General features: G+C 70.8%; 22 protein-coding genes and 2 rRNA genes. 17 read left to right on the top strand and 7 right to left on the bottom strand.

Going from position 1 to position 25,841, the window contains the following annotated elements; genetic code table 11:
* The 11 genes from ABD330_RS11915 to pstB form a co-directional block, all read left to right on the top strand.
* Positions 1-95 (top strand): 23S ribosomal RNA (locus ABD330_RS11915); the annotation flags it as partial.
* An 83-nt stretch (positions 96-178) separates the two neighbouring features.
* Positions 179-295: ribosomal RNA gene (rrf, locus tag ABD330_RS11910) — 5S ribosomal RNA — on the top strand.
* 189 nt (positions 296-484) lie between these two features.
* Positions 485-2,821, top strand: a complete 2,337-nt coding sequence (locus ABD330_RS11905) for a hypothetical protein (protein ID WP_344463829.1) — start codon at positions 485-487, stop codon at positions 2,819-2,821.
* 202 nt (positions 2,822-3,023) lie between these two features.
* Positions 3,024-4,055 carry a mycothiol synthase gene (gene mshD / locus ABD330_RS11900; protein ID WP_344463827.1) on the top strand — a complete coding sequence of 344 codons (1,032 nt, stop codon included), beginning with the start codon at positions 3,024-3,026 and terminating at the stop codon, positions 4,053-4,055.
* A gap of 288 nt (positions 4,056-4,343) precedes the next feature.
* A complete protein-coding gene (locus tag ABD330_RS11895) occupies positions 4,344-6,539 on the top strand; it encodes an RNA degradosome polyphosphate kinase (RefSeq protein WP_344463825.1) in 2,196 nt (731 codons plus the stop codon).
* 171 nt (positions 6,540-6,710) lie between these two features.
* A complete protein-coding gene (locus ABD330_RS11890) occupies positions 6,711-7,820 on the top strand; it encodes a CHAD domain-containing protein (protein ID WP_344463823.1) in 1,110 nt (369 codons plus the stop codon).
* 122 nt (positions 7,821-7,942) lie between these two features.
* Positions 7,943-8,392 carry an NUDIX hydrolase gene (locus ABD330_RS11885; protein ID WP_425555506.1) on the top strand — a complete coding sequence of 150 codons (450 nt, stop codon included), beginning with the start codon at positions 7,943-7,945 and terminating at the stop codon, positions 8,390-8,392.
* 295 nt (positions 8,393-8,687) lie between these two features.
* A complete protein-coding gene (gene pstS, locus ABD330_RS11880; RefSeq protein ID WP_344463821.1) occupies positions 8,688-9,815 on the top strand; it encodes a phosphate ABC transporter substrate-binding protein PstS in 1,128 nt (375 codons plus the stop codon).
* A 169-nt stretch (positions 9,816-9,984) separates the two neighbouring features.
* Positions 9,985-10,968: a phosphate ABC transporter permease subunit PstC gene (pstC, locus tag ABD330_RS11875; protein WP_344463819.1), complete on the top strand. Its 984-nt coding sequence runs from the start codon at positions 9,985-9,987 to the stop codon at positions 10,966-10,968.
* A complete protein-coding gene (gene pstA, locus ABD330_RS11870) occupies positions 10,965-12,035 on the top strand; it encodes a phosphate ABC transporter permease PstA (protein ID WP_344463817.1) in 1,071 nt (356 codons plus the stop codon). The genes pstC and pstA overlap by 4 nt, the downstream gene beginning before the upstream one ends.
* Before the next feature lie 48 nt (positions 12,036-12,083).
* Positions 12,084-12,860 (top strand): phosphate ABC transporter ATP-binding protein PstB, encoded by a 777-nt coding sequence (gene pstB, locus ABD330_RS11865; RefSeq protein ID WP_344463815.1) that lies wholly within the window; start codon positions 12,084-12,086, stop codon positions 12,858-12,860.
* Positions 12,861-13,223: 363 nt separating this feature from the next.
* On the opposite strand, the gene ABD330_RS11860 is transcribed toward pstB, so the two are convergent.
* The 4 genes from ABD330_RS11860 to ABD330_RS11845 form a co-directional block, all read right to left on the bottom strand.
* Complete coding sequence (locus ABD330_RS11860) at positions 13,224-14,219, bottom strand: inorganic phosphate transporter (protein ID WP_344463813.1); 996 nt, start codon at positions 14,217-14,219, stop codon at positions 13,224-13,226.
* Positions 14,220-14,224: 5 nt separating this feature from the next.
* The gene (locus ABD330_RS11855) at positions 14,225-14,845 is read right to left on the bottom strand and encodes a DUF47 domain-containing protein (protein ID WP_344463811.1); all 621 of its coding nucleotides are present in this window, start codon (positions 14,843-14,845) and stop codon (positions 14,225-14,227) included.
* 255 nt (positions 14,846-15,100) lie between these two features.
* The gene (locus tag ABD330_RS11850; protein WP_344463809.1) at positions 15,101-15,286 is read right to left on the bottom strand and encodes a hypothetical protein; all 186 of its coding nucleotides are present in this window, start codon (positions 15,284-15,286) and stop codon (positions 15,101-15,103) included.
* A gap of 163 nt (positions 15,287-15,449) precedes the next feature.
* Complete coding sequence (locus tag ABD330_RS11845; RefSeq protein WP_344463807.1) at positions 15,450-16,331, bottom strand: SCO4651 family lipoprotein; 882 nt, start codon at positions 16,329-16,331, stop codon at positions 15,450-15,452.
* Between the two features lie 158 nt (positions 16,332-16,489).
* Here ABD330_RS11845 and ABD330_RS11840 point away from each other — a divergent pair, with 158 nt between their 5' ends.
* Positions 16,490-16,672: a hypothetical protein gene (locus ABD330_RS11840; RefSeq protein WP_344463847.1), complete on the top strand. Its 183-nt coding sequence runs from the start codon at positions 16,490-16,492 to the stop codon at positions 16,670-16,672.
* A 59-nt stretch (positions 16,673-16,731) separates the two neighbouring features.
* Here the strand turns inward: ABD330_RS11840 and ABD330_RS11835 are convergent, their stop codons facing one another.
* Together ABD330_RS11835 and ABD330_RS11830 are read right to left on the bottom strand one after the other, a co-directional pair.
* The gene (locus ABD330_RS11835; protein ID WP_344463805.1) at positions 16,732-17,439 is read right to left on the bottom strand and encodes a phosphatase PAP2 family protein; all 708 of its coding nucleotides are present in this window, start codon (positions 17,437-17,439) and stop codon (positions 16,732-16,734) included.
* A gap of 205 nt (positions 17,440-17,644) precedes the next feature.
* The gene (locus ABD330_RS11830) at positions 17,645-18,736 is read right to left on the bottom strand and encodes a C40 family peptidase (protein WP_344463803.1); all 1,092 of its coding nucleotides are present in this window, start codon (positions 18,734-18,736) and stop codon (positions 17,645-17,647) included.
* Positions 18,737-18,984: 248 nt separating this feature from the next.
* On the opposite strand from ABD330_RS11830, the gene ABD330_RS11825 reads away from it, so the two are divergent.
* The 5 genes from ABD330_RS11825 (at position 18,985) to ABD330_RS11805 (ending at position 24,479) form a co-directional block, all read left to right on the top strand.
* The gene (locus ABD330_RS11825) at positions 18,985-19,335 is read left to right on the top strand and encodes a hypothetical protein (RefSeq protein WP_344463801.1); all 351 of its coding nucleotides are present in this window, start codon (positions 18,985-18,987) and stop codon (positions 19,333-19,335) included.
* Positions 19,336-19,455: 120 nt separating this feature from the next.
* Positions 19,456-20,274: a hypothetical protein gene (locus tag ABD330_RS11820; protein ID WP_344463799.1), complete on the top strand. Its 819-nt coding sequence runs from the start codon at positions 19,456-19,458 to the stop codon at positions 20,272-20,274.
* Positions 20,264-21,526: a hypothetical protein gene (locus tag ABD330_RS11815; RefSeq protein WP_344463797.1), complete on the top strand. Its 1,263-nt coding sequence runs from the start codon at positions 20,264-20,266 to the stop codon at positions 21,524-21,526. The genes ABD330_RS11820 and ABD330_RS11815 overlap by 11 nt, the downstream gene beginning before the upstream one ends.
* A 7-nt stretch (positions 21,527-21,533) precedes the next feature.
* Positions 21,534-23,108 (top strand): SCO6880 family protein, encoded by a 1,575-nt coding sequence (locus ABD330_RS11810; RefSeq protein ID WP_344463795.1) that lies wholly within the window; start codon positions 21,534-21,536, stop codon positions 23,106-23,108.
* Between the two features lie 21 nt (positions 23,109-23,129).
* On the top strand, positions 23,130-24,479 hold the full coding sequence (locus tag ABD330_RS11805) for an ATP-binding protein (RefSeq protein ID WP_344463793.1): 1,350 nt from the start codon (positions 23,130-23,132) through the stop codon (positions 24,477-24,479).
* 97 nt (positions 24,480-24,576) lie between these two features.
* Here the strand turns inward: ABD330_RS11805 and ABD330_RS11800 are convergent, their stop codons facing one another.
* On the bottom strand, positions 24,577-25,641 hold the full coding sequence (locus ABD330_RS11800) for a PDDEXK nuclease domain-containing protein (protein WP_344463791.1): 1,065 nt from the start codon (positions 25,639-25,641) through the stop codon (positions 24,577-24,579).
* Positions 25,642-25,841: the final 200 nt, after the last annotated feature.

Below are 25,841 nucleotides of genomic sequence, written 5' to 3'. Positions count from 1 at the left end.
AAGGCTCCCAGTAGACGACTGGGTTGATAGGCCGGATGTGGAAGCCCTGTAAGGGGTGGAGCTGACCGGTACTAATAGGCCGAGGGCTTGTCCTCAGTTGCTCGCGTCCACTGTGTTGTTCTGAAACAACGACCCCGCTTCCCGGGCCACGGGGGGTGTGCGGCGTGTTTCGCAGTGTTTCGGTGGTCATAGCGCGAGGGAAACGCCCGGTTACATTCCGAACCCGGAAGCTAAGCCTCGTAGCGCCGATGGTACTGCAGGGGGGACCCTGTGGGAGAGTAGGACGCCGCCGAACAATTATTCACAAATGACCCCTCATCCGGGAACGGATGGGGGGTCATTTGCATGTCCGGGGACGTAATCCCCTGGGTGCTGTCTGACGAGGCGTGAGACGATCTGCGCCTACGATGCGTGCCACGGGGGGAAGATCATCAAAACTCGAACAGGTGCACTCGCGGGGGCCGTTGTACTCGGCCTGGTCGGCGTGCCCGGCATCAGCCAGGTCGGGGCGGCAGCCGCGACCACGAACCTGTACGTCGACAACGCGGCCGCCGCGCACTGCTCGGACTCCGGCAGCGGCGCGCAGGCCGCGCCGTTCTGCACCGTCCAGCACGCTGCGGACGTCGCGCAGCCCGGCCAGACCGTGAACATCGCGGCCGGCAGGTACCCGGAGCAGGTCAAGATCACCCGCTCCGGCGGGGCGGGTGCCCCGATCACGTTCGTCGGGACCGGCTCGCCGGTGATCGCGAGCGACCGGCAAGCCCCCTACTCGGGCACGGCCGGCCTGGCGATCCAGGGCGCGTCCCACATCAGCGTCCAGGGCCTGGCCGTCGGTTTCGTCCGGGGGCAGGAGACCAAGGGCTATGCCCTGCAGAAGGTGACGGTCGACTCCTCCGAGGATGTGACGCTCACACAGCTCACCTCCGGTGGCGTCGCATTCACCGGGCAGTCCCAGGACGTGACGCTCGCCAGGAGCCGGTCGACGGGGACCGACGATCCCGCCGTCACGGTCGGCAAGGGTGTCCGGCACGCGGTTGTCACAACGAACGAGTTGGCTGTCCTCGCGACCGGGAATGCCTTCGGCGTGGCCCCCGGCATCGTCTGGGCCCAGGATGCGCCCGGCACCGTGGTGGTCAGCAACACCATCTCCGTCCGCTGTGACATCGCCGTGCGTCTGGACGGCGCGTCCTCGGGATCGAGTGTCAAGAACAACGTGCTCATGGGGTCGGAGCTCCGGGAGGGCCCGCCGATGGACTGCGGCAGGGGACCGGGATCGGGCGACCCGTCCTACCTCGGCGCTGTCACCGTCAGCGGCGGATCCGTCGACCGCACGGCCGTCGACTACAACTTCTTCGACAGCTTCCTCGGCGGCAGCGGCTTCCAGTCCTACGACTGGGCCGGGGTCCAGTACCCGAGCGCGGACCAGTTCGCCAAGGCGACCGGCCAGGGGACCCATGACACGTCGGGGTCCGGGCGTCCTGACGGCTCGGGGGACATCGGCGACGGGAAGCCGTTCTACGGCGGCTGGTCGGACTCGGCGGACGAGACGGCCGAGGGCGAGCTCCCCGTCGACCTCTACGGCAACGCCGCGGTCGACAACGCGCTGGTGCCCAACACCGGCACCGGTTCGGGCTTCCGCGACCGCGGTGCCGTCGAGTACGTCGACCTGGGCAGCGTCTACACCCCGGACGGCCCGACCCGGTTGCTCGACACCCGGAGCGGGCTCGGTGGCACCCACGGGCCGGTCGCGAGCGGTCGGACGATCGACCTGCAGGTGGCCGGGGTCGGGGACATCCCGCCGACCGTGACGGCGGTGACGTTGAACGTCACGGCCGTGGACCCGACGAACACGGGCTTCCTCACCGTCTTCCCGTACGGCAAGGCCCGTCCGACCGCGTCCAACCTCAACTGGACTCCCGGCAGGACGATTCCGAACCTGGTCACCGTCCCGGTGGTGGACGGCAAGGTGTCCCTCTACGTCGGCGGCACCCCCGGTCAGACCTCCCTGATCGCCGACCTCGCCGGGTACTACAGCGCCCGGGGCAGCCTCTACACGCCGACCGACCCGACCCGCGTCATGGACACCCGCACCGGCCTCGCGGCCCCGAAGCAGCCCCTCGCCACCGGGACGACGACCGACCTGCAGATCGCCGGCGTCGGCGGCATCCCGAAGACCGGCGTCACCGCGGTCACCCTGAACGTCACCGTCACCAACCCGACGGGTGCGGGCTTCCTCACCGTTTTCCCGTACGGCAAGGACCGTCCGACCGCGTCCAACCTCAACTGGACGGCCGGCCGTACGATCGCCAACCTGGTCACCGTCCCGGTCGTCGACGGCAAGGTCTCCTTCTATGCCGGCGGTTCCCCCGGGGCTGTGGACGTCCTGGCCGACCTGGCCGGGTACTACGACGCCACCGGCTACCAGACGTACTACCCCGGTGGCCCGGACCGGATCATGGACACCCGCCGGGACCTGAACGTCCTCGTCGACACCTACGGCACGACGGCGCTCCGGAAGGCCGCTGTGATCCCGGCCGGTGGCACGCTGACGCTCTTCGTCGCGCCTGCGCACCTCTACCAGGCGGTCGCCGCGACACTGAACGTCACGGTGACGGAGCCGGCCGCCGCCGGATTCCTCACGGTCTACCGTGCCGGTGCAAGCCGGCCGACGACCTCCAACCTCAACTGGTCGGCGGGGGAGACCATCGCCAACCAGGTGGTGGCGAACACCGACGGCTGGGCTCAGAGCGTGAGCTTCTACAACGGCAGCAGCGGCAGCATCCACCTCGTGGTCGACCGCTTCGGCATCGAGCGTCCCTGAGCGGTCCCGAGCATCCCTGACCGGCATCCCAGCGGCCCGTCATCGCTGATGACGGGCCGCCGCGCTCCGGCCCGCCTGGTGCTCCGGCCGGGTCGGTCGGGCATCGGGTCTCCGGCCGGCCGCGCGCGCGAGCCGGGTGGAACGAGCGTGCGGCGATACAAGCACCCACCCACCCCGACCTGACGCGACGTAAGGTCGGAGCATGACTGCTACCGCCAGCCCCAGCCCCCAGCCCCGTCGGTCCCGATCCGCCAGCCTGGGGGAGGTCGACAGCCTGGTGGTCGTCTCACCGGTGCTCTCGGAGGGCGAGTCCCGGGCCGCCGCCGGGATCCTCGGCGCGGCGGCGGCCGAGGACGGGCGCCAGGCGGTGTCGGAGGCGGGCCGGCTGCGGCTGAAGGCTCCGCTGCCCCGGGCCGGGGTCGTCCATCTGCTGCAGTCGGTCACCGGGCCGGCGGGCGGCGACGAGCGCGAGGACGTCGGGTACGCGCAGCTGGAGCTTCCCACGGCGGACCGGGCGGGGACGGCCGAGCTGGCGGTCGAGCCGGGCCGCCGGGGCGCGGGCTTCGGCCGGCAGCTGGTCGAGGCGGTGCTGGCGGAGGCCGCCGAGGCGGAGCGCGCGGGCGCCGTCGAGTTCTGGGCGCACGGCGGCCACCCGGCCGCCCGCCATCTCGCCGAGGCCTACGGTGCCGAGCTGGTGCGCGAGCTGCGGCAGATGCGCCGCACGGTCGGCGCGGACGGGACGCCCGAGCAGCCCGTGCTGCCGGAGGGCATCACCATCCGGACGTTCCGTCCGGGACGGGACGGGGCCGAGTGGCTCCGGCTGAACGCGCTGGCCTTCGCCCACCACCCCGAGCAGGGGGCCTGGACCGAGCAGGACCTGGCCGACCGGCTGGCCGAGCCGTGGTTCGATCCGGCGGGCTTCTTCCTGGCGGTCCGGGGAGAGCGGGTGGTCGGGTTCCACTGGACGAAGGTGCACCCGGAGGGTCTGGGCGAGGTGTACGTGGTCGGGGTCGACCCGGCGGAGCAGGGCAACGGCCTGGGCCGGGCGCTGACGGCGGTCGGCCTGCGCCATCTGGCCGAGGAGCGCAAGCTGGAGACCGTCCTGCTCTATGTCGACGCGGACAACGCGGCCGCCGTCCGGGTCTACGAGCGACTGGGATTCACCGTCCACGAGGTGGACCTCATGTACCGCGTCGGGGGCGGCCGGGAGGCAGTGGCGATCACGGAGCGTTAGCTCCGGCCACGGGGGTGACCGCCTCAGCTTTCCTCCTGGCCATGCGGTGTTTACCGTGGATTAAATTGCCGCCGCGAAGATCACAGGATGACGTCCGTAGTGCCTCGCCCCAGCGCGGCCGGCCGGCACCCTCGGGCCGGCCGTCCGCCGGTCCCGCCCACCGGGCGGGGACCGGCGCCGCAGGACGGCAGCCACATCGCGGAGGACGGCGCGCACGCCACAAGCGGCCCGCGCCGAGCGAGCGGTGCGCACCGCCCGGACATCGTCCTGCTGGAGGAGCTGGAACCCATGAGCATCCCCCGCCCCGCCCCGCTGACCACGCCCGGCCGGCGTTCGGCAGCGGTACCGCCCGCGCTGCCGCGCGACGAGGTCGCCACGGTGGTGACGGCCGCCGTACCCGGTTTCGACGGGGAGCTGCCGGAAGGCCGCTTCCTCGACCGGGAGCGCAGCTGGCTGGCCTTCAACGAGCGCGTGCTGGAGCTGGCCGAGGACCCACAGATCCCGCTGCTGGAGCGGACCAAGTTCCTCGCGATCTTCGCGAGCAACCTGGACGAGTTCTTCATGGTCCGGGTGGCCGGCCTCAAGCGCCGGATCGCGACGGGTGTGGCCCAGCGCTCCGCCTCCGGGCTCCAGCCGCGTGAGGTGCTGGACCAGATCTGGACCCGCTCGCGCGAACTGATGGCCCGGCACGCCGCCGCCTTCCAGCACGAGGTGCTGCCCGACCTCGCCACCGAGGGGATCGAGCTGGTCCGCTGGTCCGAGCTGTCGGAGAAGGAGCAGGCCCGCCTGCACACGCTGTTCCGGCAGAAGATCTTCCCGGTGCTGACCCCGCTCGCGGTCGACCCGGCGCACCCCTTCCCCTACATCTCGGGCCTGAGCCTCAACCTGGCCGTGGTGGTCCGCAATCCGGTGTCGGGGCACAAGCACTTCGCCCGCGTGAAGGTCCCGCAGTCGCTGGCCCGCTTCCTGGAGGCCTCGCCGCAGCGCTACGTCCCGCTGGAGGACGTGATGGGCGCGCACCTGGAGGAGCTCTTCCCGGGGATGGAGGTGCTCGCCCACCACGCCTTCCGGGTCACCCGCAACGAGGACCTGGAGGTGGAGGAGGACGACACCGAGAACATCCTCAAGGCGCTGGAGAAGGAGCTGATGCGGCGGCGCTTCGGCCCGCCGGTCCGGCTGGAGGTCGAGGAGTCGATCGACCCCTACATCCTGGACCTGCTGATCCGGGAGCTGAACATCACCGAGGCGGAGGTCTTCCCGCTGCCCGGCCCGCTCGACCTGACCGGGCTGTTCGGCATCGCCGGGCTGGACCGGCCGGAGCTGAAGTACGCCAAGTTCATCGCGGGCACCGCGCGCGGCCTCACCGACGTCGAGTCGGCCTCGCAGCCGGACATCCTGGCGGCGATGCGCGAGCGGGACGTGCTGCTGCACCACCCGTACGACAACTTCTCCACCTCGGTGCAGGCCTTCCTGGAGCAGGCGGCGGCCGACCCGGACGTGCTGGCGATCAAGCAGACGCTGTACCGGACCTCCGGCGACTCGCCGATCGTCGACGCGCTGATCGACGCCGCCGAGTCCGGCAAGCAAGTGCTGGTGCTGGTCGAGATCAAGGCGCGCTTCGACGAGCAGGCCAACATCAAGTGGGCCCGCAAGCTGGAGGAGGCGGGCTGCCACGTCGTCTACGGCCTGGTCGGGCTCAAGACGCACTCCAAGCTCTCGCTGGTCGTCCGCCAGGAGGGCGACACGCTGCGCCGCTACGCGCACGTGGGCACCGGCAACTACCACCCGAAGACGGCCAGGCTCTACGAGGACATCGGGCTGCTGACGGCGGACCCGCAGGTCGGCGCCGACCTCTCGGACCTGTTCAACCGGCTCTCCGGCTACTCGCGCCGCGAGTCCTACCGCCGACTGCTGACCGCCCCGCGCGGCCTGCGGGACGGTCTGGTGTCGCGGATCCACGGGGAGATCGCGCACCACCGGGCCGGGCGCCCGGCGTACGTGAAGTTCAAGGTCAACTCGATCGTGGACGAGGAGCTGATCGACGCGCTCTACCGGGCCTCCCAGGCAGGGGTGCCGGTGGACGTCTGGGTGCGCGGCATCTGCGCGATCCGGCCGGGGGTGCCGGGGCTGAGCGAGAACATCCGGGTCCGCAGCATCCTGGGGCGCTTCCTGGAGCACTCGCGCATCTTCGTCTTCGCCAACGGCGGCGAGCCCGAGGTCTGGTTCGGCAGCGCGGACATGATGCACCGCAACCTGGACCGCCGGATCGAGGCGCTGCTGCGGGTCACCGACCCGGGGCACCGCACCGAGCTGTCCGAACTGCTCGCCCTCGGGATGTCGGACGGCACGGAGTCCTGGCACCTGGGCGCCGACGGCAGCTGGACCAGGCACTCGCAGGACGCCGACGGCAGGCGGCTGCGCGACGTACAGGAGCTGCTCATCGACTCCCGGGTGCGCCGCCGCAGCTCCGGCACCGGACGCTGAGCACCGGGCGCTGAGCACCGGGCACTGAGCACACCCCGGGCCCGGCACACCGCACACCGAGCACCGCCACCCTGAGCACCACCCAGCTGAACACCACCCACCAGCAGTCGGCCGTCCGCCCGGGACACCCTTCCCGGGCGGACGGCCCTCGGGGGACGAGGATTTCCTGTCATGACCGAATCGCCGATGACGGCTCGGACCGTGGCGAGCGCCGGCGCGAGCGCCGGCACCGTCGGGGAGGTCCTCTCCGGGCACCTCACCGCCCAGGCCGGTGCGTTCCTGCGCGCCCTGCCGCAGGCGGTCGGGGAGGCCGGGTCGAGACCGGGCGAGCGGTCGGCGGCTGCGGCGGGGGCCGGTGCGGCGGGTACGGCGGAGCTGCTGCGGTGCGTCCGGCGGATCGGCGGGGCCCTGCACACCTTCGCGGCGGCCTTCGACTGCGGCTGGGCGGAGGAGACCCGGACGGAGCTGCGCTGGCTGCTCGACCTGCTCGCGCAGGAGCCCGCGTACCTGCGGCGGGCGGTCCGGTTGCTGGCGGCGCTGGACTCGTTGAGCGAGACCGACCCGGCCGGGCCCGGCATGCTGGCCGGGCACGCGGGCGCGCCGAAGGCCCGCGCGCTGCTGGAACGCCAGCTCACACTGGCGCGCACCCGGGCGCACACCATGCTGCTGCAGGAGCTGCGGTCGTCCCGGCTGCACGCGCTGGCGGACCGGATGACCCTGCTGGCCAGTGACGTCCCGCTGCTGGCGGGGGCCGCCGGCCAGCCTGCCGAGGAGCTGATGCCGCAGGCCGCGGCCGCGCTCACCGCGCTCACCGCCGGCGCCCACCAGCTGCCGCTGCTGCGCGCCGCGACCCCGTACGGCGGGGAGGGGCTGCACCGGCTCGGCGCGTCACAGCCGGCGCTGCCCTCGGCCCGGGCTGCCGAGCGCCCGGCCCGGGCGGCGGCGGGCGACGCCGACGCGGTGGTGGCGGCGGACGACGCCCCGTGGCACCGGGTCCGGATCCTGGCGAAGCGGGCCCGGTACGCGCTGGAGGTCTGCGGCGCGCCGTCGGAGGAGCTCGACGCACTGGACCGGACGCTCGACCGGCACCAGGAGGCCGCCGACGCGGCCGTCACCGTCGCCACGGCGGCCCGGACGCCCCGGATCACCCCGGCCACGGCCTACGTGCTGGGCGTGGTGCATGCTGATCAGCGACTGGAGGTGGAGGCGGCCAGGTACGCCTTCGGCCGCCAGTGGCCGAATCTCCCGCACCACGGATGGCATGAATGGGCGACCGCCTGAGCGCACCGCAGCGCTCGAAGCGTACGGAACGCAGAGAACACACGGAACGCCCGGAGCGCACGGAGCGGGGCAAGAGCGGGAAGAGCGTCAGGAACCGGTCGAAGGGGTCGAAGGGTCCGAAGGTGGCGAAGGCGGTCCGGCGCGGGCAGACCATCCTGGCGGCGGGGGCGGTGCTCTGGGTGCCCGGCCCGCCGAAGAAGCACGGGACGGGGCGGAAGAAGCCCCGGCTGGCGCTGATCCACCGGCCCAAGTACGACGACTGGAGCCTGCCCAAGGGCAAGCTCGACCCGGGCGAGGGCTGGCAGGAGGCCGCGCTGCGCGAGGTCCGCGAGGAGACCGGGCTGAGCTGTGTGCTGGGGGAGGAGCTGCCCGCCCAGCACTACCTGGCGCAGGGGCGGCCGAAGGAGGTCCGCTACTGGGCGGCGGTGCCGACCGGCGGCTCGTTCACGCCCAACCGGGAGGTGGACCGGCTGGAGTGGCTCGCGCCGCGGAAGGCCCGGGCCCGGCTGACGCACGAGCGCGACCGCGAGCTGGTGGACGCGCTGCTGGAGTTGCTGTCCGACCGGGCGTGACAGGGACCGGGCCCGGGGGTGACATGACCGGACCACGGCGGGCCGGTCGGTCTTTGCCTGCGGGTGACCTTGCCGCGCTCTGCCCGTGACGCAACCGTTACTACCGGGCCTAGTTTCCTGCCATCCGTCCGAGGTTCACCCCCCGTTCATTTGCGACCGGCTGACGCGTCACCTGCCCCGCCTAACTTCGAGGTTACCGGCGGGCCGAACAGGCCCCGGACCACAGCAAAACCTGTGCCACCGAGCCACTTCCGGCCCGGCAGCGCGCGGGTTGTGCCACAGAAAGGGACACCCTGTGAAGCTCCAGCGGAACGGCCGCACCAAGGCCCTCGCAATCGGTGCCATGGCGCTCGTCAGCTCGCTGTCGCTCGCTGCCTGCGGCTCCGACAACAACCCCACCCCGGCGCCCTCCGGCTCCGCGGGTACCTCCGCCGCCGCGATCGCCTGTGGCAAGGGCGGCCAGCTGCTCGCCTCGGGCTCCACCGCGCAGAGCAACGCGATCGATGTCTGGAAGGCCGCCTTCGGCAGCGCCTGCTCCAGCACCACGATCACCTACGGCGGTGGCGGTTCGGGCACCGGTGTCCAGCAGTTCAACCAGGGCAAGGTCGCCTTCGCGGGCACCGACTCGGCGCTGAAGCCGACCGAGGTCGACGCGTCCAAGGCGGTCTGCAAGACCGGCCAGGGCATCGACCTGCCGATGGTGGCCGGCCTGGTCTCCATCGTCTTCAACGTGGACGGCGTGAAGAACCTCGTCCTGGACGGTCCGACCATCGCGAAGATCTTCGACTCGAAGATCACCACCTGGAACGACCCGGCCATCGCCGCCCTGAACCCGGGCGTGACCCTCCCGTCCGCTCCGATCCAGGCGATCCACCGCTCGGACGACTCGGGCACCACCGCGAACTTCACCACCTACCTCTCCAAGGCCGGTGGCGGCAACTGGACCCACGCCCCGAGCAAGACCTGGGCGGGCACGGGCGGCCAGTCCGCCGCGCAGAGCGCCGGTGTCTCCGCGCAGGTCAAGCAGGTCAAGAACTCGATCAGCTACGTCGAGCTCTCCTACGCCCAGACCAACAACCTGACCAGCGCCTCGATCGCCACCGGCGCCAGCAAGCCGGTCGACGCGACCGCCGTCAACGCCGCCACCACCTTCGCCAACGCGAAGATCGTCGGCACCGGCAGCGACCTGACGCTGAGCCTGGACTACGCGACCAAGGCCGAGGGTGCCTACCCGATCGTCCTGGTCACCTACGAGGTCGTCTGCGACAAGGGCAACGCCCCCGCGACGCTGGACACCCTGAAGTCCTTCCTGACCTACACGATCAGCGACGCGGGCCAGCAGGCCATCGGCGACAAGGGCTACGTGCCGCTGCCCAAGGAGCTCGCCTCCAAGGTGCAGGCCGTCATCCCGACCCTCGCCTGATCCAGCCCGGCCCGCGGCCGAGCCGCAGGACCGACTGAACGACCGGCAGAGCGGCCCCCGAAGGGGGGGCGGGGCCGCTCTGCCGGGTCACACCACCACAAGTCCGGGGCACCGCCGCCATGGTGCCGTCCCCCTGCGGGGCAGCACCACCAGACCGGAGAACACCACCATGACTTCATCCCCGCCTGCCGAGCCACAGGGCAGGGTCCGCCGCAGCCGGATCGACAGCCGGATCGGCGACGGCATCTTCTTCAACCTGTCCCGGGGTTCGGGCATCCTGCTGCTGGTCATCATGGCCGCCATCGCCGGATTCCTGGCCTACCGCTCCTGGCTCGCCGTCAGCAAGGACCAGGCGAACTTCTTCACCACCTTCGAGTGGAGCCCGGACGCGGCCAAGCCCGTCTTCGGCATCGCCGTCCTGGCCTTCGGCACCATCGTCAGCGCGGTCATCGCGATGGCGATCGCCGTCCCGGTCGCCATCGGCATCGCACTCTTCATCTCGCACTACGCGCCGCGCCGGATCGCCCAGCCCTTCGCCTACCTGGTGGACCTGCTGGCAGCCGTCCCCAGCATCGTGTACGGCCTGTGGGGAGTGCTCTTCCTCGTTCCGCACATGGCCGGCCTGACCGCCTGGATGGACCAGTACCTCGGCTGGACCTACGTGTTCAAGCAGACCCAGGTCGGGGTCAGCCCGCGCAACCTCTTCACCGTCGGCGTGCTGCTGGCGATCATGATCCTGCCGATCATCACCGCGGTCACCCGCGAGGTCTTCCGGCAGGTCCCCCGGGCGCACGAGGAGGCGGCTCTCGCCCTCGGCGCGACCCGCTGGGAGATGATCCGCACCGCCGTCCTGCCGTTCGGACGCCCGGGCATCATCTCGGCCTCGATGCTGGGCCTCGGCCGCGCGCTCGGTGAGACCATCGCCGTCGCGACCGTGCTCTCGACCAGCAGCGTCCTGTCGCTGCACGTGCTCGACCTGGGCGGCGGCACCTTCGCCCAGAACATCGCGCTGAAGTTCGGCGAGGCGATGCCCTTCGGCCGGGACGCCCTGATGGCCTCCGGTCTCGTCCTGTTCGTGATCACCCTCGTGGTGAACGGCGCCGCCCGACTGATCATCGCGCGCCGCAAGGAGTACTCGGGGGCCAACGCATGACCGCCATCACGGATGCTCCGGCCCTGCCGCAGCTGAGCCGCAACCTGACCACCGCCCGGCTGCCGAAGTGGGCGCCGGCCGTGGTCGCCGTCCTCTCGATCGCGCTCGGCTGCGCGATCGGCGCGGGCACCGGGCTCACCAGCCACATCCAGTGGGGTCTGATCGCCGCGCTGCTCTTCCTGGCGCTCAGCTACGGCCTCTCGGCCAGGATCGAGGGCCACCGGCAGGCCAAGGACCGGTTCGCCACCTCGGTGATCTGGGTCGCCTTCATCCTCGCCGTCGTCCCGCTGATCTCGCTGATGGTCTACACCGTCCAGCAGGGCGCGAGCGTCGTGGACGGGAACTTCCTCTCCCACTCCATGCGCAACGTCGTCCAGTCCGGTCCCGGCGGCGGCATCTACCACGCACTGATCGGCACGCTGGAGCAGGTCGGCCTGGCCACCGCGATGGCCGCCCCGATCGGTCTGCTGACCGCCGTCTACCTGGTCGAGTACGGCCGGGGCCGGCTGGCCAAGGTCGTCACCTTCTTCGTCGACGTGATGACGGGTGTCCCGTCGATCGTCGCCGGTCTGTTCGTCCTCTCGGTCTGGAACATCCTCCTCGGCTTCGCCTTCTCCGGCTTCTCCGGCAGCCTCGCGCTCGCCATCCTGATGATGCCGGTCGTCGTACGCTCGACCGAGGAGATGCTCAAGCTCGTCCCGAACGAGCTGCGGGAAGCCTCGTACGCCCTCGGCGTGCCGAAGTGGAAGACCATCCTGCGGATCGTCCTGCCGACCGCGATCGGCGGTATCACCACCGGCGTGATGCTCGCGGTGGCGCGCATCGCCGGTGAGACCGCTCCGGTGCTGATGCTGGTCTTCGGCGCCGACGCGATCAACACCGACCCGTTCAACGGCCCGCAGCAGTCCCTGCCGCTCTTCATCTGGCAGCAGTACGCCTCGGTCAACAACTCCTTCGGCTATGCCCGCGCCTGGGGCGCCGCGCTGGTGCTGATCGCCTTCGTGATGGGGCTCAACCTCATCGCCCGGGGCATCGCACGCTGGCGCTCGCCCAAGGCCGGACACTGACGACACCGACTGACGTACGACCGAGAAGACGAGAGAAGACGAAAGATCATGGCTAAGCGCATCGACGTCAGCGGACTGTCTGCCTACTACGGCTCCACCAAGGCCATCGAGGACATCTCGATGACCGTCGAACCCCGCTCGGTCACGGCCTTCATCGGCCCGTCCGGCTGCGGCAAGTCCACCTTCCTGCGCACCCTGAACCGGATGCACGAGGTGATCCCCGGCGCCCGGGTCGAGGGCAAGGTGATGCTGGACGACGAGAACCTGTACGGCTCCTCGATCGACCCGGTCGCCGTCCGCCGCACCGTCGGCATGGTCTTCCAGCGCCCGAACCCCTTCCCGACCATGTCGATCTTCGACAACGTCGCGGCCGGGCTGCGGCTGGCCGGCGTCAAGAAGAAGTCCGTGCTGGAGGGCGTGGTCGAGAAGTCGCTCCAGGGCGCCAACCTCTGGAACGAGGTCAAGGACCGGCTGAACAAGCCCGGCGCCGGCCTCTCCGGCGGCCAGCAGCAGCGGCTCTGCATCGCCCGCGCCATCGCGGTCGAGCCCCAGGTGCTGCTGATGGACGAGCCCTGCTCGGCCCTCGACCCGATCTCCACCCTCGCCATCGAGGACCTGATCGGCGAGCTGAAGTCGCAGTTCACCATCGTGATCGTGACCCACAACATGCAGCAGGCGGCCCGCGTCAGCGACCGCACCGCCTTCTTCAACCTGGCCGGCGTCGGCCAGCCCGGCAAGCTGGTCGAACTGGACGACACCCAGCGGATCTTCTCCAACCCGTCCGTCCAGGCCACCGAGGACTACATCTCCGGCCGCTTCGGCTAAACCGCGGTACCCCCACCTGCTGCTCCGTGGCGCTGCATGGCGGTGCCGCCGCGGAGTACGAAAGGGCCCGCCCCCGAGACGTGGGGGCGGGCCCTTGCCATGTGGCTCCGCCGGACAGTCGGGGCCGACCCCCTGGGGCGCGAATCCGGCAGCTGCGCTGCCGCACGCTCCGCTGGGTTGCCCCGACAGATAGGGCCGACCCCCTGGGGGCGCGGGGAACTGCGCGAATCGGGAGTGACGGTCCGGTGCCTTCCGCTCTCGCGCAGTTCTCCCCCAGCCTTCGGCCGGGAGGTGCCCCCACGCGCCCCTGGACAGTGCAAGTTCGGGCGAGCTGCACAGCTGAGCCGCACAGCTGCCCCGCGACTACGAGAAGATCAGGTGGGTGATCCAGTAGACCGCCGCCGCGACGATCGCCGCGGCCGGCATCGTGATGAACCAGCCGATCACGATGTTCTTGGCGACTCCCCAGCGGACCGCGCGGACCCGCTTGGTGGCCCCCACGCCCATGATCGCCGAGGTGATCACGTGGGTGGTGGAGATCGGCGCCTTGAAGACGTACGAGGTGATGTACATGATTGTCGCGGCGGTGCTCTCCGCGGCGAACCCCTGCGGCGGGTCCAGCTCGATGATCTTGCGGCCGAGCGTCCGCATGATCCGCCAGCCACCCGCGTAGGTGCCCAGCGAGAGCATCGTCGCGCAGGAGACCTTCACCCAGATCGGGATCGCGTTGCCGTGCTGGTGGCCCGAGATGGTGAGGGCCATCACCACGATGCCCATGGTCTTCTGGGCGTCCTGCAGACCGTGCGCGAGGGCCATGGCGGCGGCCGACGCGGTCTGGGCGACCCGGAAGTTGCGCTTGGCCTTGTGCGGGTTGGCGCGGCGGAAGATCCACAGGATCGCCAGCATCACCAGGTAGCCGGCCACCAGGCCGACGACCGGCGACAGGAACATCGGGATGATGATCTTCTCGATGACACCGTGCCAGATCACGCCGGTGCCGCCCGCCAGCGCCGCTCCGACCAGCCCGCCGAAGAGCGCGTGCGAGGAGGAGGACGGGAGGCCGTAGTACCAGGTGACCAGGTTCCAGACGATCGCCCCGACCAGGGCGCCGAACAGGATCGTCATGCCCTGGCTGCCGCTCGGTGTGTCGATCAGGCCTTTGGAGACGGTGGTGGCCACGCCGCTGCCGAGGAACGCACCGGCGAGGTTCATCACGGCGGCCATCGCGAGCGCGGCCTTCGGGGTCAGCGCCCGGGTGGAGACCGAGGTGGCGATGGCGTTCGCCGAGTCGTGGAAGCCGTTGGTGTAGGTGAAGAAGAACGCCACGCCGAGGACGACGATGAGTGCTGCCATGTCCACGCTGGTCAGGACTCCTTGACGGCGATGGTCTCCACCGTGTTGGCCACGTGCTCGAACGCGTCGGCCGCCTCTTCGAGAACGTCCACGACCTGCTTGAGCTTGAGCACCTCGATGGCCTCGTACTGGCCGCTGAAGAGGTGGGCGAGCAGCTTGCGGTGGATCTGGTCCGCCTGGTTCTCCAGCCGGTTGATCTCGATCCAGTACTCGGTGAGGTTCGACATGCTGCGCAGGTTGGGCATCGCCTCGGCGGTCAGCTCGGCGGCCCGGGCCAGCACCTCGATCTGCTGTTCGACGCCCTTGGGGAGGGTCTGGATGTCGTACAGCACGACCAGGTCGACGGCCTCCTCCATGAAGTCCATGATGTCGTCCAGCGACGAGGCGAGGTTGTAGATGTCCTCGCGGTCGAAGGGCGTGATGAAGGAGGAGTTCAGCTGGTGGAACACCGCGTGGGTGGTGTCGTCGCCGGCGTGCTCGGCAGCGCGCATACGCTCGACGATCTCCGCGCGGCCGGACAGGTCTGAACCCAGCAGTTCCAGCAGGAGCTTCGATCCCACGACGAGGTTCTCCGCGGCTGCGGCGAACATGTCGTAGAAGCTCGTCTCCTTCGGGGTCAGGCTAAAACGCACGGAAATCTCCGATGTGCGGGGTAGGGACTGAACGATGCTAGGCGCACTCCGTCCCAACCACGCAAACGGGGTGACGCCGTAGAACCGGATGTTCCCCTTCCGGACGGTGCGCAGACCTGGTGGCCGGGTCTGCACGGCGGCGTGCAGAGCAGAGCCCTCAGTCTGACGGAACCTCCGCCGGATTGTGCCCGCTTTGCACCCCCGGGACGACCGCTGCCGCCCGTACGGGGTAACCGGGCGGCGCCTGGCGGGCCGTCACCCTGCGGATTCGGGGCCGGTGCCTGCCTCGTCGTGGTCGAGCAGCACCTCGTCGATCCGCTCGGGTGCCAGCCGCTCCTCGGCGCTGGCGGTAGCGGCGATCATCAGCTCGCCCGCCAGCTCGATCTCGTCGAGCGCAGCCTGGTCGTGGCCGCCCTTGCGGGCTTCCGAGGATGCGACCATCTGCCAACCACCCCCTCCGACCGTGCCCGGAAACGGGGCAGCGGCCCCCGGGTCCAGCGTAGGCAGCGGGCGCCCCGGGCCCCATGGCACGGACGGGTCATCTCTGTTGCCGCAGGAACTATTTCGGCTGCGGTCGGCCCCCGGCCCGGCCCGCCGGCCGCCGCTACTTGGCAGCCGCGGCGGAGGGCGACTGGGACGGCACCGTGTACAGGTCGGCGGCGGACGGCTCGACCACGTCGACCGGCTTGCCGAAGTCCGCGAGGGTGACCGTCGACACCACCTTGACCAGGTCCTTCGGATCCTTGGAGCCGGCCACCCCGGCGAAGCCGAAGTTCTCCACCACCTTGTGCACCCGGCCCTGCTGGTCGAGCCAGACCTCGTACGGGACGTCCTTGACGGTGAAGGTCTGGGCGGCCATCCGCAGCCCGTCCGCGGCCCGCCCGCCGGTCGCCTCGGCGGCCTTGGCCAGGTCGAGGGTGCCCTTGTAGTGCTTGAGCTCCAGGCCGTCCGCCGTCTCGCTGCCGACCAGCTCGGCCTTCTGCACACCGCGCAGCGCGCCGGTCGCGCTCGCCGGGTCGGTGGCGCCGGTGCTCACCAGGTTGCCGTCGGGCAGCTGGCGGACGTCCAGCTTCACCCACTTGCCCTCGGGGATCTTGGCGGCGCTGTTCTGCAGGTAGACGATGCCCGGCAGCAGCACCTCGGTGATCTTGCCGGAGGCCGGCGACCCGGCCGGGACGTCGACCTCCAGCTTGCCGATCCGCTGGACGTAGTCGTAGCCGCCGGCGCCGGTGAACGAGGTCTTCTTGTCGCCGGCCTCGGTGGTCAGCTGGGTGGTGGCGTGGATCGATCCGGTCCGCCCGGTGATGTCGGCGGCGCTGCGCACCGCCGTCAGCGGGTCGGCCGAGAGCTGGTCCGCGGACACGCTCGACGGCTGGGAGGCGCCGCCGCAGGCGGTGAGGGCGGCGGCCAGCACGGCCACGGCGGTGGCGGCGCGGGCGGCCTGCGGCAGCGGCTTCGCCGTGGCCGGGTGCTTCGGACTCTTCACGATCGACACAACCCCCTCGGGCCCGGTGCCCGGCAAGCCACCACCCCGGGTGGGCAGAGCTCTTCACCCTCCAACGAGCCGGAGCGGGGACGGTTACGCGGCTCCCGGCGTACGGACCTCGTCGCGCGCCGGGTGCGAACCGGGCTACGGTGAGGCACGTGTCCAGCGAGCTGCCGGCCTGTCCCGGCGCAGCCCAGACGTCCGTCCACCAGGTGACCATCGAGGAGCGCGGTTCCTTCTGCACCGCCACCTGCACCTGCGGCTGGTTCGCCCCGGCCCGCAGATCGCGCGACCGCGCCCGCCGCGACGCGGCCGACCACCTCGCCGACCCCGACGACTAGCGCCACCCCGCCGCAGGGCTCCCCGAGGGACAGAGGGCCGGCCTCCTACCGACGGAGGCTCAGGCCGCGAGGTCCGACCGCTGTCCCGGGTCCTCGGTGGGAGCCGTACCCCGGCGGCGGCGGCCGCGGCTGCCGCCGGTCGTGGTCGGCGGGTCGGCGACCAGCAGGGGGCCGAGTTTCGTGCGGGCCGCCGCATGGCAGAGCGGTACCAGCGCGGCCATCGCGATCGGGGCGAGCAGCAGCACCACGGCCGCCGCCAGCGCGTAGCCGCCGATCACGTCGGTCGGGTAGTGGACGCCCATGAACATCCGGCAGAAGCCCTGGAGCAGGGCGAGGACACCGGCGATCATGCCGAGCCGCCGGTTGGCCAGGTAGAGGCCGATGGCGATGGCCATCGACATCGCCGAGTGGTCGCTGACGAACGACAGGGTGCCGGCCTTGCCGCTCACCAGGACGTCGAGGTCGGGGTGGTCCACGAAGGGGCGCGGCCGGTCGACGATCGAGGAGATCGGCAGGTTGGCCAGTTCGCAGAGGGCGGCCGCCAGCGGGGCCCAGAGCACCGCGGCCACCGCGGTCGGCCCCTTCGGGCTGCGGCGGGCCTGCAGCCAGCCGACGGCGCAGAGCGCGGCCAGCCCGAGCAGGATGCCGTACTCGCCGATCAGCGAGACGGTGCTGTCCAGCCAGCCGGGGGAGGACTTGGCCAGGTTGTTCACGGCACGGAGCAGGCTGAGATCCGGGCCGGACGTGTCGGCAAGCAGCGTCGACACGCCGCACCTCCCTTGTGGTCCGCACTGGGCGAAACATCGGTTCGTTGTTGCTGGTGACACACATCGCGTCGTGCACCACCGGACACAACGTCACCTGCGGGACACAGGGTTCCACGGAAACGCGCTGTTATGGAAACTTGACTGACTGTCCACTTCGCTCCCACACTGCGCCCACGGTGCCCCCGCACCCCGGGCGGCCCGGCGGTCAGTTCTTGGCGGCCGGTTGACCCGGGGCGGTCGGCCCGCCCGGGGCCGGCTGGCCGGCGGCGCCGGCCGAGGAGGTGATCGACCCGTCCTTGCCGCGTACCGGCAGCGCCTCGGCGCCGTCGGAGGTGACCCGGGTGGCGCCGATGTAGTCCTTCTGATCGATGGTGTCGTAGCGGATCACCGCGCCGGTGTGCGGGGCGTCGATCATGTACCCGCCGCCGACGTAGATGCCGACGTGGTGGATGGAGCGCGGGTCGGTCAGGTCGTTGGCGAAGAACACCAGGTCGCCCGGGCGCAGCTGGTCGCGGGACGGGTGCGGGCCGGCGTACCACTGGTCGTTGGCGACGCGCGGCAGGGTGATGCCGACGCTGGCGAAGGCCTGCTCGGTGAGCCCCGAGCAGTCGAACCGGTACCCCTGCGAGGCCAGGCCCTCGCCGCCCCACAGGTACGGCGTGCCGAGCACGTTCTGCGCGAAGTAGATCGCCCCGGCGGACTGCGCGGAGAGCGCGACGGAGCTGGTCGGCGCGGTGAAGCTGAGGGCCAGCGACTTGATGTTGCGGACGTAGCCCTGCGTCTCCTGGTAGGCCGGGACGCCGCCTGCCTGGATGACCGCGTACGGCCCGGCGTTGTAGGCGGCGAGCAGGTTGGCCTGCCGGTCGCCCGGGACGCTCGCGACGTCCTTGGCGAGGGCGCAGTCGTAGCTCGCGGCGGAGGCGATGGCGTCGGCCGGGTCCCAGATGTCGCGTTTGCCGTCGCCGTCGGCGTCCACGCCGTACGTCGCCCAGGTGCTCTCCAGGAACTGCGCCATGCCGTAGGCCTTGGCGGGGCTGCGGGCCGACGGGTCGAAACCGCTCTCCTGGTACAACTGGGCCGCGAGCATCGGCGGGGAGATCTCGGGGCAGAGCACGCCCCATTTCTGGATCAGCGGTTGGTACTGGGCCGGTACCGTCCCGCTGGAGAGGGCCGCATTGTTGCCGGAGGCCTGGGAACTGCCGCTCGCGGCAAAGGTGCCGACCCCGAGCAGGCCGGTGAAAGCGACGGCCACGAAGCCCGCAGCGGCGGCGGCAGTGCCTGCCTTCCGGAGTACCATCAGCACCATCCCGACGTGGCGTCAGTTGTCAGCGTTATGGAAGGCGTTGCTCAACGCAATCATCGCCGATACAAAGAGTGAGCGGTATCCTTCGTACGGTGGACATCCTGTCGTACGTGTCCCAGTCCGCACGACCAATCCGCGAGAAGTAGCCAAGTCGACATCAGATCTGGCCAAGAATAGGTCCCGGCTCTTCGCGAAACCGTGCTGTGGGGCCTTGAATTTGGTGATCGGGCGGTGAGATGGAAATGAACCTGAGCAGCGTGGACAGCAAGCTGATCGGCCAGTTGGCCGCAGACCCACCCAAAAAGGCCAATATCGACACCATCATCGGTGGCATCGCCCCGGACTGGGGGCCGTTCTCCAGCCTGGGCTCCTCCGCCCGGACGATGGTGGAGGTCGTCATGGCCGTCGCCATCCTCGGCTGCCTCGCCATCGCGGTCTGGGGCGCCGCCAAGCAGCGGATCGGCGCCACCGCCATGCGGGACACCTTCAGCGCCGAACAGGGCAAGGGGTTGATCATCGCCGGGCTGACCGGCGTGTTCATCATCGGTTCGCTCGGCACCCTGTTCACCATTGTCTACGGCATGGCTATCTGACGATCAGATAGTCATCCCGGCGGTGCGGCCCGGCCGCTCCGCCGGGGCTGTCGCGCATCCGGACGGATGCGCAGCCGACCGCGGGGCCCGCCCGGGCTCCCCCGTACCAGGAGGGCCGCCGTGCCGGTGTCCGACGACCAGCCGCACACCCGTACGCGGCTGCCGGTCGGCGAGCAGTCCGTCTACCAGCCGACCGGGCGTCAGTCCCGCCCGCTGCGCACGCTGCTCACGGTCCTGGTGGTGGTGACCCTGCTGGTGCTGGCGATCTCGATCGCCAACCGGGGCAAGCCCCACCCGGGCCGCGCCACCTCCGCCGACCAGGCCGTCCCCTCCGGGGCGCCCGGCAGCGCGGCCGCCACCGCTCCCAGCGGCCAGGAGCCGGTCTCCACGACCACCAACGGCATCGGCAGCGGGTACCCGCACACCGACCAGGGCGCCCAGTCGGCCGCCGCCAACTACGCCGTCGCGCTCGGCTCGGCCGACATGTTCCGCGCCGACGCCCGGCACACGGTCGTCGCGACCGTCGCCGACCCGACCGTCCAACCGGGCCTGCAGGCCAGGCTGGACCAGGCGTTCAGCGCCGACACCGCCGCCAAGTTCGGCCTGGACGCCCAGGGCAGGGCGCCGAAGGGCCTCACCTTCGTCAGCCGTACCGTCCCGGTCGGCACCAGGACCACCAACTCCGCCGACACCGCCACCAAGGTCGACGTCTGGTGCACCGGCCTGGTCGGGCTCGCGGGGGAGCACTCCACCCAGCCCGTCTCCCAGAGCTGGTACACCCTGACCGTCACCCTGCGCTGGACGGGCAGCGACTGGAAGCTGACCGACTTCAGCCAGCAGTCCGGCCCGGCCCCCGTTCCCGGCGACCAGCAGGCCGCCACCGCCGACGAGATCACCCGCGCCGTCCAGGACTTCGGAGGCTTCCGCTATGCCCGCTGACGGCAGGTACCGAGCTTTCCTCGGCAGAGCGAGCGCGCTCGGTGGCGCGCTGGCGGTGTTCCAGCTGACGGTGCTGATGGCGGCCCGTCAGGCCTTCGCCGACCCGACCCCGAGCCCCAGTCCGAGCTGCAAGATCAACCTGCCGATCCCGTCGGCCGGCCAGGCGTGCGGGGTCCCGTCCGGGGTGGTCACGATCCCCGGCAGCGGCCCGGTCGCCAGCGTGACCGACCCGCTCGGCGCGCTCGCCAAGGACTGCGCCCAGGGCGCGGCCTGGCTGGTCCGCCAGCTCTCCGGCGCGATCGACGGCACCACCCAGGTGGACTTCACCAACGCCGCGTTCCTCCAGCAGTACGCCGTGGTGTTCGCCGGCTCGACCGTCATCACCCTGGTGCTCTGGCTGCTGGCCGTCACCAAGCGCGCCGTCCGGGGCGCCTCGCTGGCCACCGCGTTCTCCGAGGCGGTCGGCTTCCTCTGGCTCACCGTGGTGGCCTCAGCCTTCACCCCGCTGATCCTCTACACCGTGGTCAACGTCACCGACGGCCTCACCACCGCGATCGCGGCCGGGACGAAGTCCGACACCGGCACCTACCTCGGCGGCTTCGCGGACACCCTGGAGAAGGGCAGCATCGGCGGCGGCCCGCTGATCCTGATCATCGTCTCGCTGGTCGCGGTGCTGGCCGCCGCCGTGCTCTGGATCGAGCTGCTGATCCGCGCCGCGATGCTCTACGTCGGCGCGCTGCTCGGCACCGCCGTGTACGCCGGGCTGGTCGACAAGCAGCTCTGGAAGCACGTCCGCCGCTGGGCCGGCGTGATGATCGCCGTCGACCTGGCCAAACCGATCATCGTGATCATCCTCGGGCTGGCCGGCGCGGTCGCCACCGGAGCCGGCGCGAGCAACGACTTCTCCACGGTGCTGTCCGGGCTGGCCATCCTGTTCCTCTCGATCTTCGCCAGCGCCTCGGTCTACCGCTTCGTCCCCGGCTTCGGCGACGAACTGCTGCACATGCGGTCGGCGCGCGCGAGCGCGGTCTCGGCCGGATCGGCGATGATCAACGGACCGGCCAACCTGGTGAAGCAGGGCATCAGCGCGCACGGCTCGCGCGGCGGCGCGGAGACCGCGAACGCCTCGGGCTCCGGCGGCGGCGCGGGCGGCGGCTCGGTCGCTCCCGGCATCGCCGCGCACGCCACCCGCACCCCCGTCCCTCCGCCGCAGGCCCCGCCAGTGACCAGCAATCCAGGGAAGGGAGGGTGACGGGTAAGTGAGCAGCGAACCGCTCGGCCGCTACGGCGCCCAGTACGCCCAGCCGTACGTGCACCAGCGCCGCACCTATCTGATCGGGAAGTCCCGGCCGAACGCGCCGATCGGCCGCAACCGGGAGTCCGGCGAGATCGTGCTGATCATCTTCGGCGCGTTCCTCGGCATGCTCTGGGGCCTGCTGATGCCGGTCCTGCCGCTGCGGATCGCCGGCCTGGTCGGGCTGCCGCTGCTCGCCATCATGGCGGTCTACGTGCCGTACCGCCGCCGCACCTTCTACCGCTGGGTGGAGATCAACCGGACGTACCGGCGCACCGTGCGCAGCGGGCGCGCGGTCTGGAAGTCGGACGTGATCGACGCCGGCACCCGGCTGGACGGCCGCGAGGTCGAGGTCGGCCCGCCGCCCGGCGTCGGGCGGCTGCGCTGGCTCTCCGCGCCGTTCGGCCCGGACGAGGTCGGGGTGCTGATGCATCTGGAGCGCCGGACGGTCACCGCCGCGATCGAGATCGAGGGGCCCGGCGTCGGCCTGCGCGACTCCGAGGACCAGGAGGCGCTGGTCGACCGGTTCGGCACGCTGCTCAAGCACGTGGCCAACGGCGACGGCTTCGTGACCCGGCTCCAGATCCTGGCCCGCACCCTGCCCGCCGACCCGGACGCGCACGCCAAGGACGTCGAGCGGCGCGGGGACACCGCGGCCCCCGGCTGGCTCCAGGACTCGTACGACCAGCTCCAGTCGATGGTGTCCACCTCCTCGGAGCAGCACCGCGCCTACCTGGTCGCCTGCATGCACTACAACCGCGACCTCGCCGCCGAGGCGCACGCCATGGGCCGGACGGCGGGCAGCGCCCGGACCCGCGACGACGAGGGCCTCGCCGCCGTGATGGCCCGCGAACTCACCGACATCTGCGCCCGGTTGGCCGAGGCCGACATCCGGGTCCGGCAGCCGCTGGGCCATGCCCGGCTCTCCTCGCTGCTGCACTCGATGTACGACCCCGACCACCCGATCGACCACATCCAGGCGATGTCCCAGCGGAACGCCTGGCCGGCCGAACTCGACGCCACCCACCCGCAGTTCCTGACGGCAAAGACCCGCGAGTCGGTGACCCGGGAGCCCTGGTGCCACGCCACCGCCTGGATCAAGGAGTGGCCGCTGACCCCGGTCGGTGTCAACTTCCTCGCGCCGCTGCTGGTCCACACCCCCGACGTGATCCGCACGGTCGCCGTCACGATGGACCTGGAGCCCACCGACGTCGCGATCGAGCGGATGCTCACCGAGAAGACCAACGACGACGCCGAGTCCAGCCGGGCCGCCAAGATGAACCGCACGGTCGACCCGCGCGACCTGGCCCACACCGGCCGGGTCGACCAGCGCGGCGACGACCTGGCCTCCGGCGCGGCCGGGGTCAACCTGGTCGGCTACATCACCGTCTCCTCCCGTAATCCCGAGGCGCTGGCCCGCGACAAGCGCACCATCCGCGCCTCGGCGGGCAAGAGCTACCTGAAGCTGGAGTGGTGCGACCGCGAGCACCACCGGGCCTTCGTCAACACCCTCCCGTTCGCCACCGGCATCCGCCGCTGACCCCTCCCGGAGGCCCCCGTCATGGCGATCGGCAACCTCACCGACGCGTTCACCAGCCTGATGTTCGGCAAGGTGGAGACCACCCGGCTGCCCGTCCGGACCTCCACCGGCCAGGCCCAGGCGGTCTACCTGCCCACCGCCGCACCGGGGTTGGGCGACTCCGGCGTGATCATCGGTCGTGAGGTGTACAGCGGCAAGGGGTACGTCTACGACCCCTTCCAGCTGTACGGGCAGCAGCTGCCCGCGCCGCACTGGCTGGTGCTCGGCGAGTCCGGCAACGGCAAGTCGGCGCTGGAGAAGACCTACGTGCTGCGGCAGTTGCGGTTCCGCGACCGGCAGGTCGTGGTCCTGGACGCGCAGGGCGAGGACGGCGTCGGCGAGTGGAACCTGATCGCCAACGCGCTGGGGATAAAGTCCATCCGGCTCGACCCGATGGCCGCCCGCGACGGCGGCGTCAAGCTCAACCCGCTCGACCCGGCGATCACCACCACCGGCCAGCTGTCACTGCTGCGCACCATCATCGAGGTCGCGATGGGGCGGGGGCTGGAGGAGCGGGCCGGCTTCGCCCTGAAGGCCGCACACGCCCACGTGATCGCCTCGGTGACGGACCGTCAGCCCGTGCTCGACGACATCATCAACACCCTGCGCAGCCCCGAGCTCTCCTCCGTCGAGTCGCTCGGCGTCGCCGTGGACGACGTCCAGTCCTGGGGTCTCGACGTCGCACTGGTGCTGGACCGGCTGGTCGACGGCGACCTGCGCGGCATGTTCGACGGGTCCACCACGGACGGCATCGACCTGGACGCCCCGCTGATCGTCTTCGACCTCTCGCACATCGACCGCAACTCGATCGCGATGCCGATCCTGATGGCGATCGTCGGCGTCTGGCTGGAGCACACCTGGATCCGTCCCGACCGGAAGAAGCGGATCTTCCTGGTCGAGGAGGCCTGGCACATCATCAACAGCCCGTTCGTGGCCCAACTCTTCCAGCGGCTCCTGAAGTTCGGCCGCCGCCTGGGCCTCTCCTTCGTCGCCGTGGTCCACCACCTCTCCGACGTGGTCGACGGCGCGGCGGCCAAGGAGGCCTCCGCCATCCTCAAGATGGCCTCCACCCGCACCATCTACATGCAGAAGGCGGAGGAGGCCAGAGCCACCGGCCGCGTCCTCGGCCTCCCGCGCTGGGCCGTCGAGATCATCCCCACCCTCTCCCCGGGCATCGCCGTCTGGGACGTCAACGGCAACGTCCAAGTCGTCAAGCACATCATCACCGAGGCCGAACGCCCCCTGGTCTACACCGACCGCGCCATGACGGAGGACGCCGTCTTCGAACGCCACCGCGCAGAGGCCCAGTTGGCGGCGGAGCCGGGGGTCTGAACGGCCGCCCGAAGCAGGAGCGGCGGCGGGTGGGGCACCTCCCGGCCGGAGGCTGGGAGGAGAACCGCGTGCACGCATCCGAAAGCTTCGTCGGCGCCTACGCCCTGGCCTTCAACACCTCGTGGGTCACCCGGGTCAGCTGGGCATCGGTCGGCAGCAGGGCCCGCATCTCGGGAGGCAGGGTCTCGTAGGTGCTCACCGCCATCGGCTGGGTACTGCCGCGCAGCGCGTACTGCACGACCTCGCTGTTGCGGTCGGCGGCGATCAGGATGCCCAGCGTGGCGTCGTCCCTCGACGGGTCGCGGACCTTGTCGTCCACCACGGCGGTGTAGAAGCTCAGTTGCCCCAGATGGGCAGGCTGTGCAGGGACGGTCTTCAGCTCGATCACCACGTACCGGTGCAGGCGTAGGTGGTAGAAGAGCAGGTCCATCCGGAACTCCTGGCCGCCGACCTGCAACGGGTACTGCCGCCCGACGAACGCGAACCCGACACCGAGCTCCTGCAGGAACCGGACCACCTGGTCGACCAGTGCGTCCTCCAGGTCCCGCTCGGCGTGGTCGGTGCCCACGTGCGTGAAGTCGAGCAGGTAGGGGTCACGGGTGATCTCGCGCAGCAGGTCGGAACCCTCGGGGACGGTGGTGTCGAAGTTGCTGAGGGCCATCCCCTGCCGGAGATGGAGTTGGCTGGACACCATGTTGCCGAGGACGGCCCGGGACCAGCCGTGCTGCACGGCCTGGGCGGCGTAGAAGTCCCTGGTCGGACGGTCGTCGAGGGTGTCCAGCAGGACCATGATGTGCCCCCACGGCAATTGTGCAGCAGGCTGCTGCACAATTCCGTCGGGCCAGCCGCGAGCTGCCTTCTGCATGTACATGAGAGATCGGCGGGAGAGTCCTCGCTGTTCTGGAAATGCGGTCCTCAGATCGGTGGACAGGCGGTCCACGACCTTGGAGCCCCAGCCTTCCCGTTCCTGCCGGAGGACGATCAGGTGGCCCAGCCGCCAGTAGTGGTGGACCAACTCGGTATTGACGATGCGACGGGCTCGGATCCGTGCCGTGTGGATCTCGGCCTTGATGTCACTGAGCAGGTCCGTGTAGCCCGAGGGCAGACCTGCGGACGTCGCCTGGGCGGGAAGGTCGGCTTTGCTGGTGATCTCGTTGCTCATGGCGCGGAGCCTTGCAAGGCTTTTGAGGCCGTTGAACCGAAGAAACGATTCTGTTCACTCGAACGGAGTGGCGCGCGGAGGGCCCTACCGGCGCGCAGAGGAAGCGGCGGCAACGATTGAGGGCGGGCGCCCGACCGGGTGCCCGCCCTCTTCACGCCGTGCCGGCGTCAGTGGCCGGCGAAGTAGCCGAAGACGTCGGC

This window comes from Kitasatospora kazusensis, assembly GCF_039529945.1.
Taxonomy (GTDB): Bacteria; Actinomycetota; Actinomycetes; order Streptomycetales; family Streptomycetaceae; genus Kitasatospora; species Kitasatospora kazusensis.
The sequence above is the reverse complement of the archived record's forward strand: the minus strand, read 5'-3'. Positions and strand labels throughout refer to the sequence as shown.

Coding starts and splice junctions, on each gene's coding strand:
- mshD (WP_344463827.1), top strand. CDS start 3,024: ATGACTGCTACCGCCAGCCCCAGCCCCCAGCCCCGTCGGTCCCGATCC.
- ABD330_RS11800 (WP_344463791.1), bottom strand. CDS start 25,641: ATGAGCAACGAGATCACCAGCAAAGCCGACCTTCCCGCCCAGGCGACG.
- ABD330_RS11890 (WP_344463823.1), top strand. CDS start 6,711: ATGACCGAATCGCCGATGACGGCTCGGACCGTGGCGAGCGCCGGCGCG.
- ABD330_RS11830 (WP_344463803.1), bottom strand. CDS start 18,736: ATGGTACTCCGGAAGGCAGGCACTGCCGCCGCCGCTGCGGGCTTCGTG.
- pstC (WP_344463819.1), top strand. CDS start 9,985: ATGACTTCATCCCCGCCTGCCGAGCCACAGGGCAGGGTCCGCCGCAGC.
- ABD330_RS11805 (WP_344463793.1), top strand. CDS start 23,130: ATGGCGATCGGCAACCTCACCGACGCGTTCACCAGCCTGATGTTCGGC.
- pstB (WP_344463815.1), top strand. CDS start 12,084: ATGGCTAAGCGCATCGACGTCAGCGGACTGTCTGCCTACTACGGCTCC.
- ABD330_RS11895 (WP_344463825.1), top strand. CDS start 4,344: ATGAGCATCCCCCGCCCCGCCCCGCTGACCACGCCCGGCCGGCGTTCG.
- ABD330_RS11850 (WP_344463809.1), bottom strand. CDS start 15,286: ATGGTCGCATCCTCGGAAGCCCGCAAGGGCGGCCACGACCAGGCTGCG.
- pstA (WP_344463817.1), top strand. CDS start 10,965: ATGACCGCCATCACGGATGCTCCGGCCCTGCCGCAGCTGAGCCGCAAC.
- ABD330_RS11815 (WP_344463797.1), top strand. CDS start 20,264: ATGCCCGCTGACGGCAGGTACCGAGCTTTCCTCGGCAGAGCGAGCGCG.
- ABD330_RS11825 (WP_344463801.1), top strand. CDS start 18,985: ATGAACCTGAGCAGCGTGGACAGCAAGCTGATCGGCCAGTTGGCCGCA.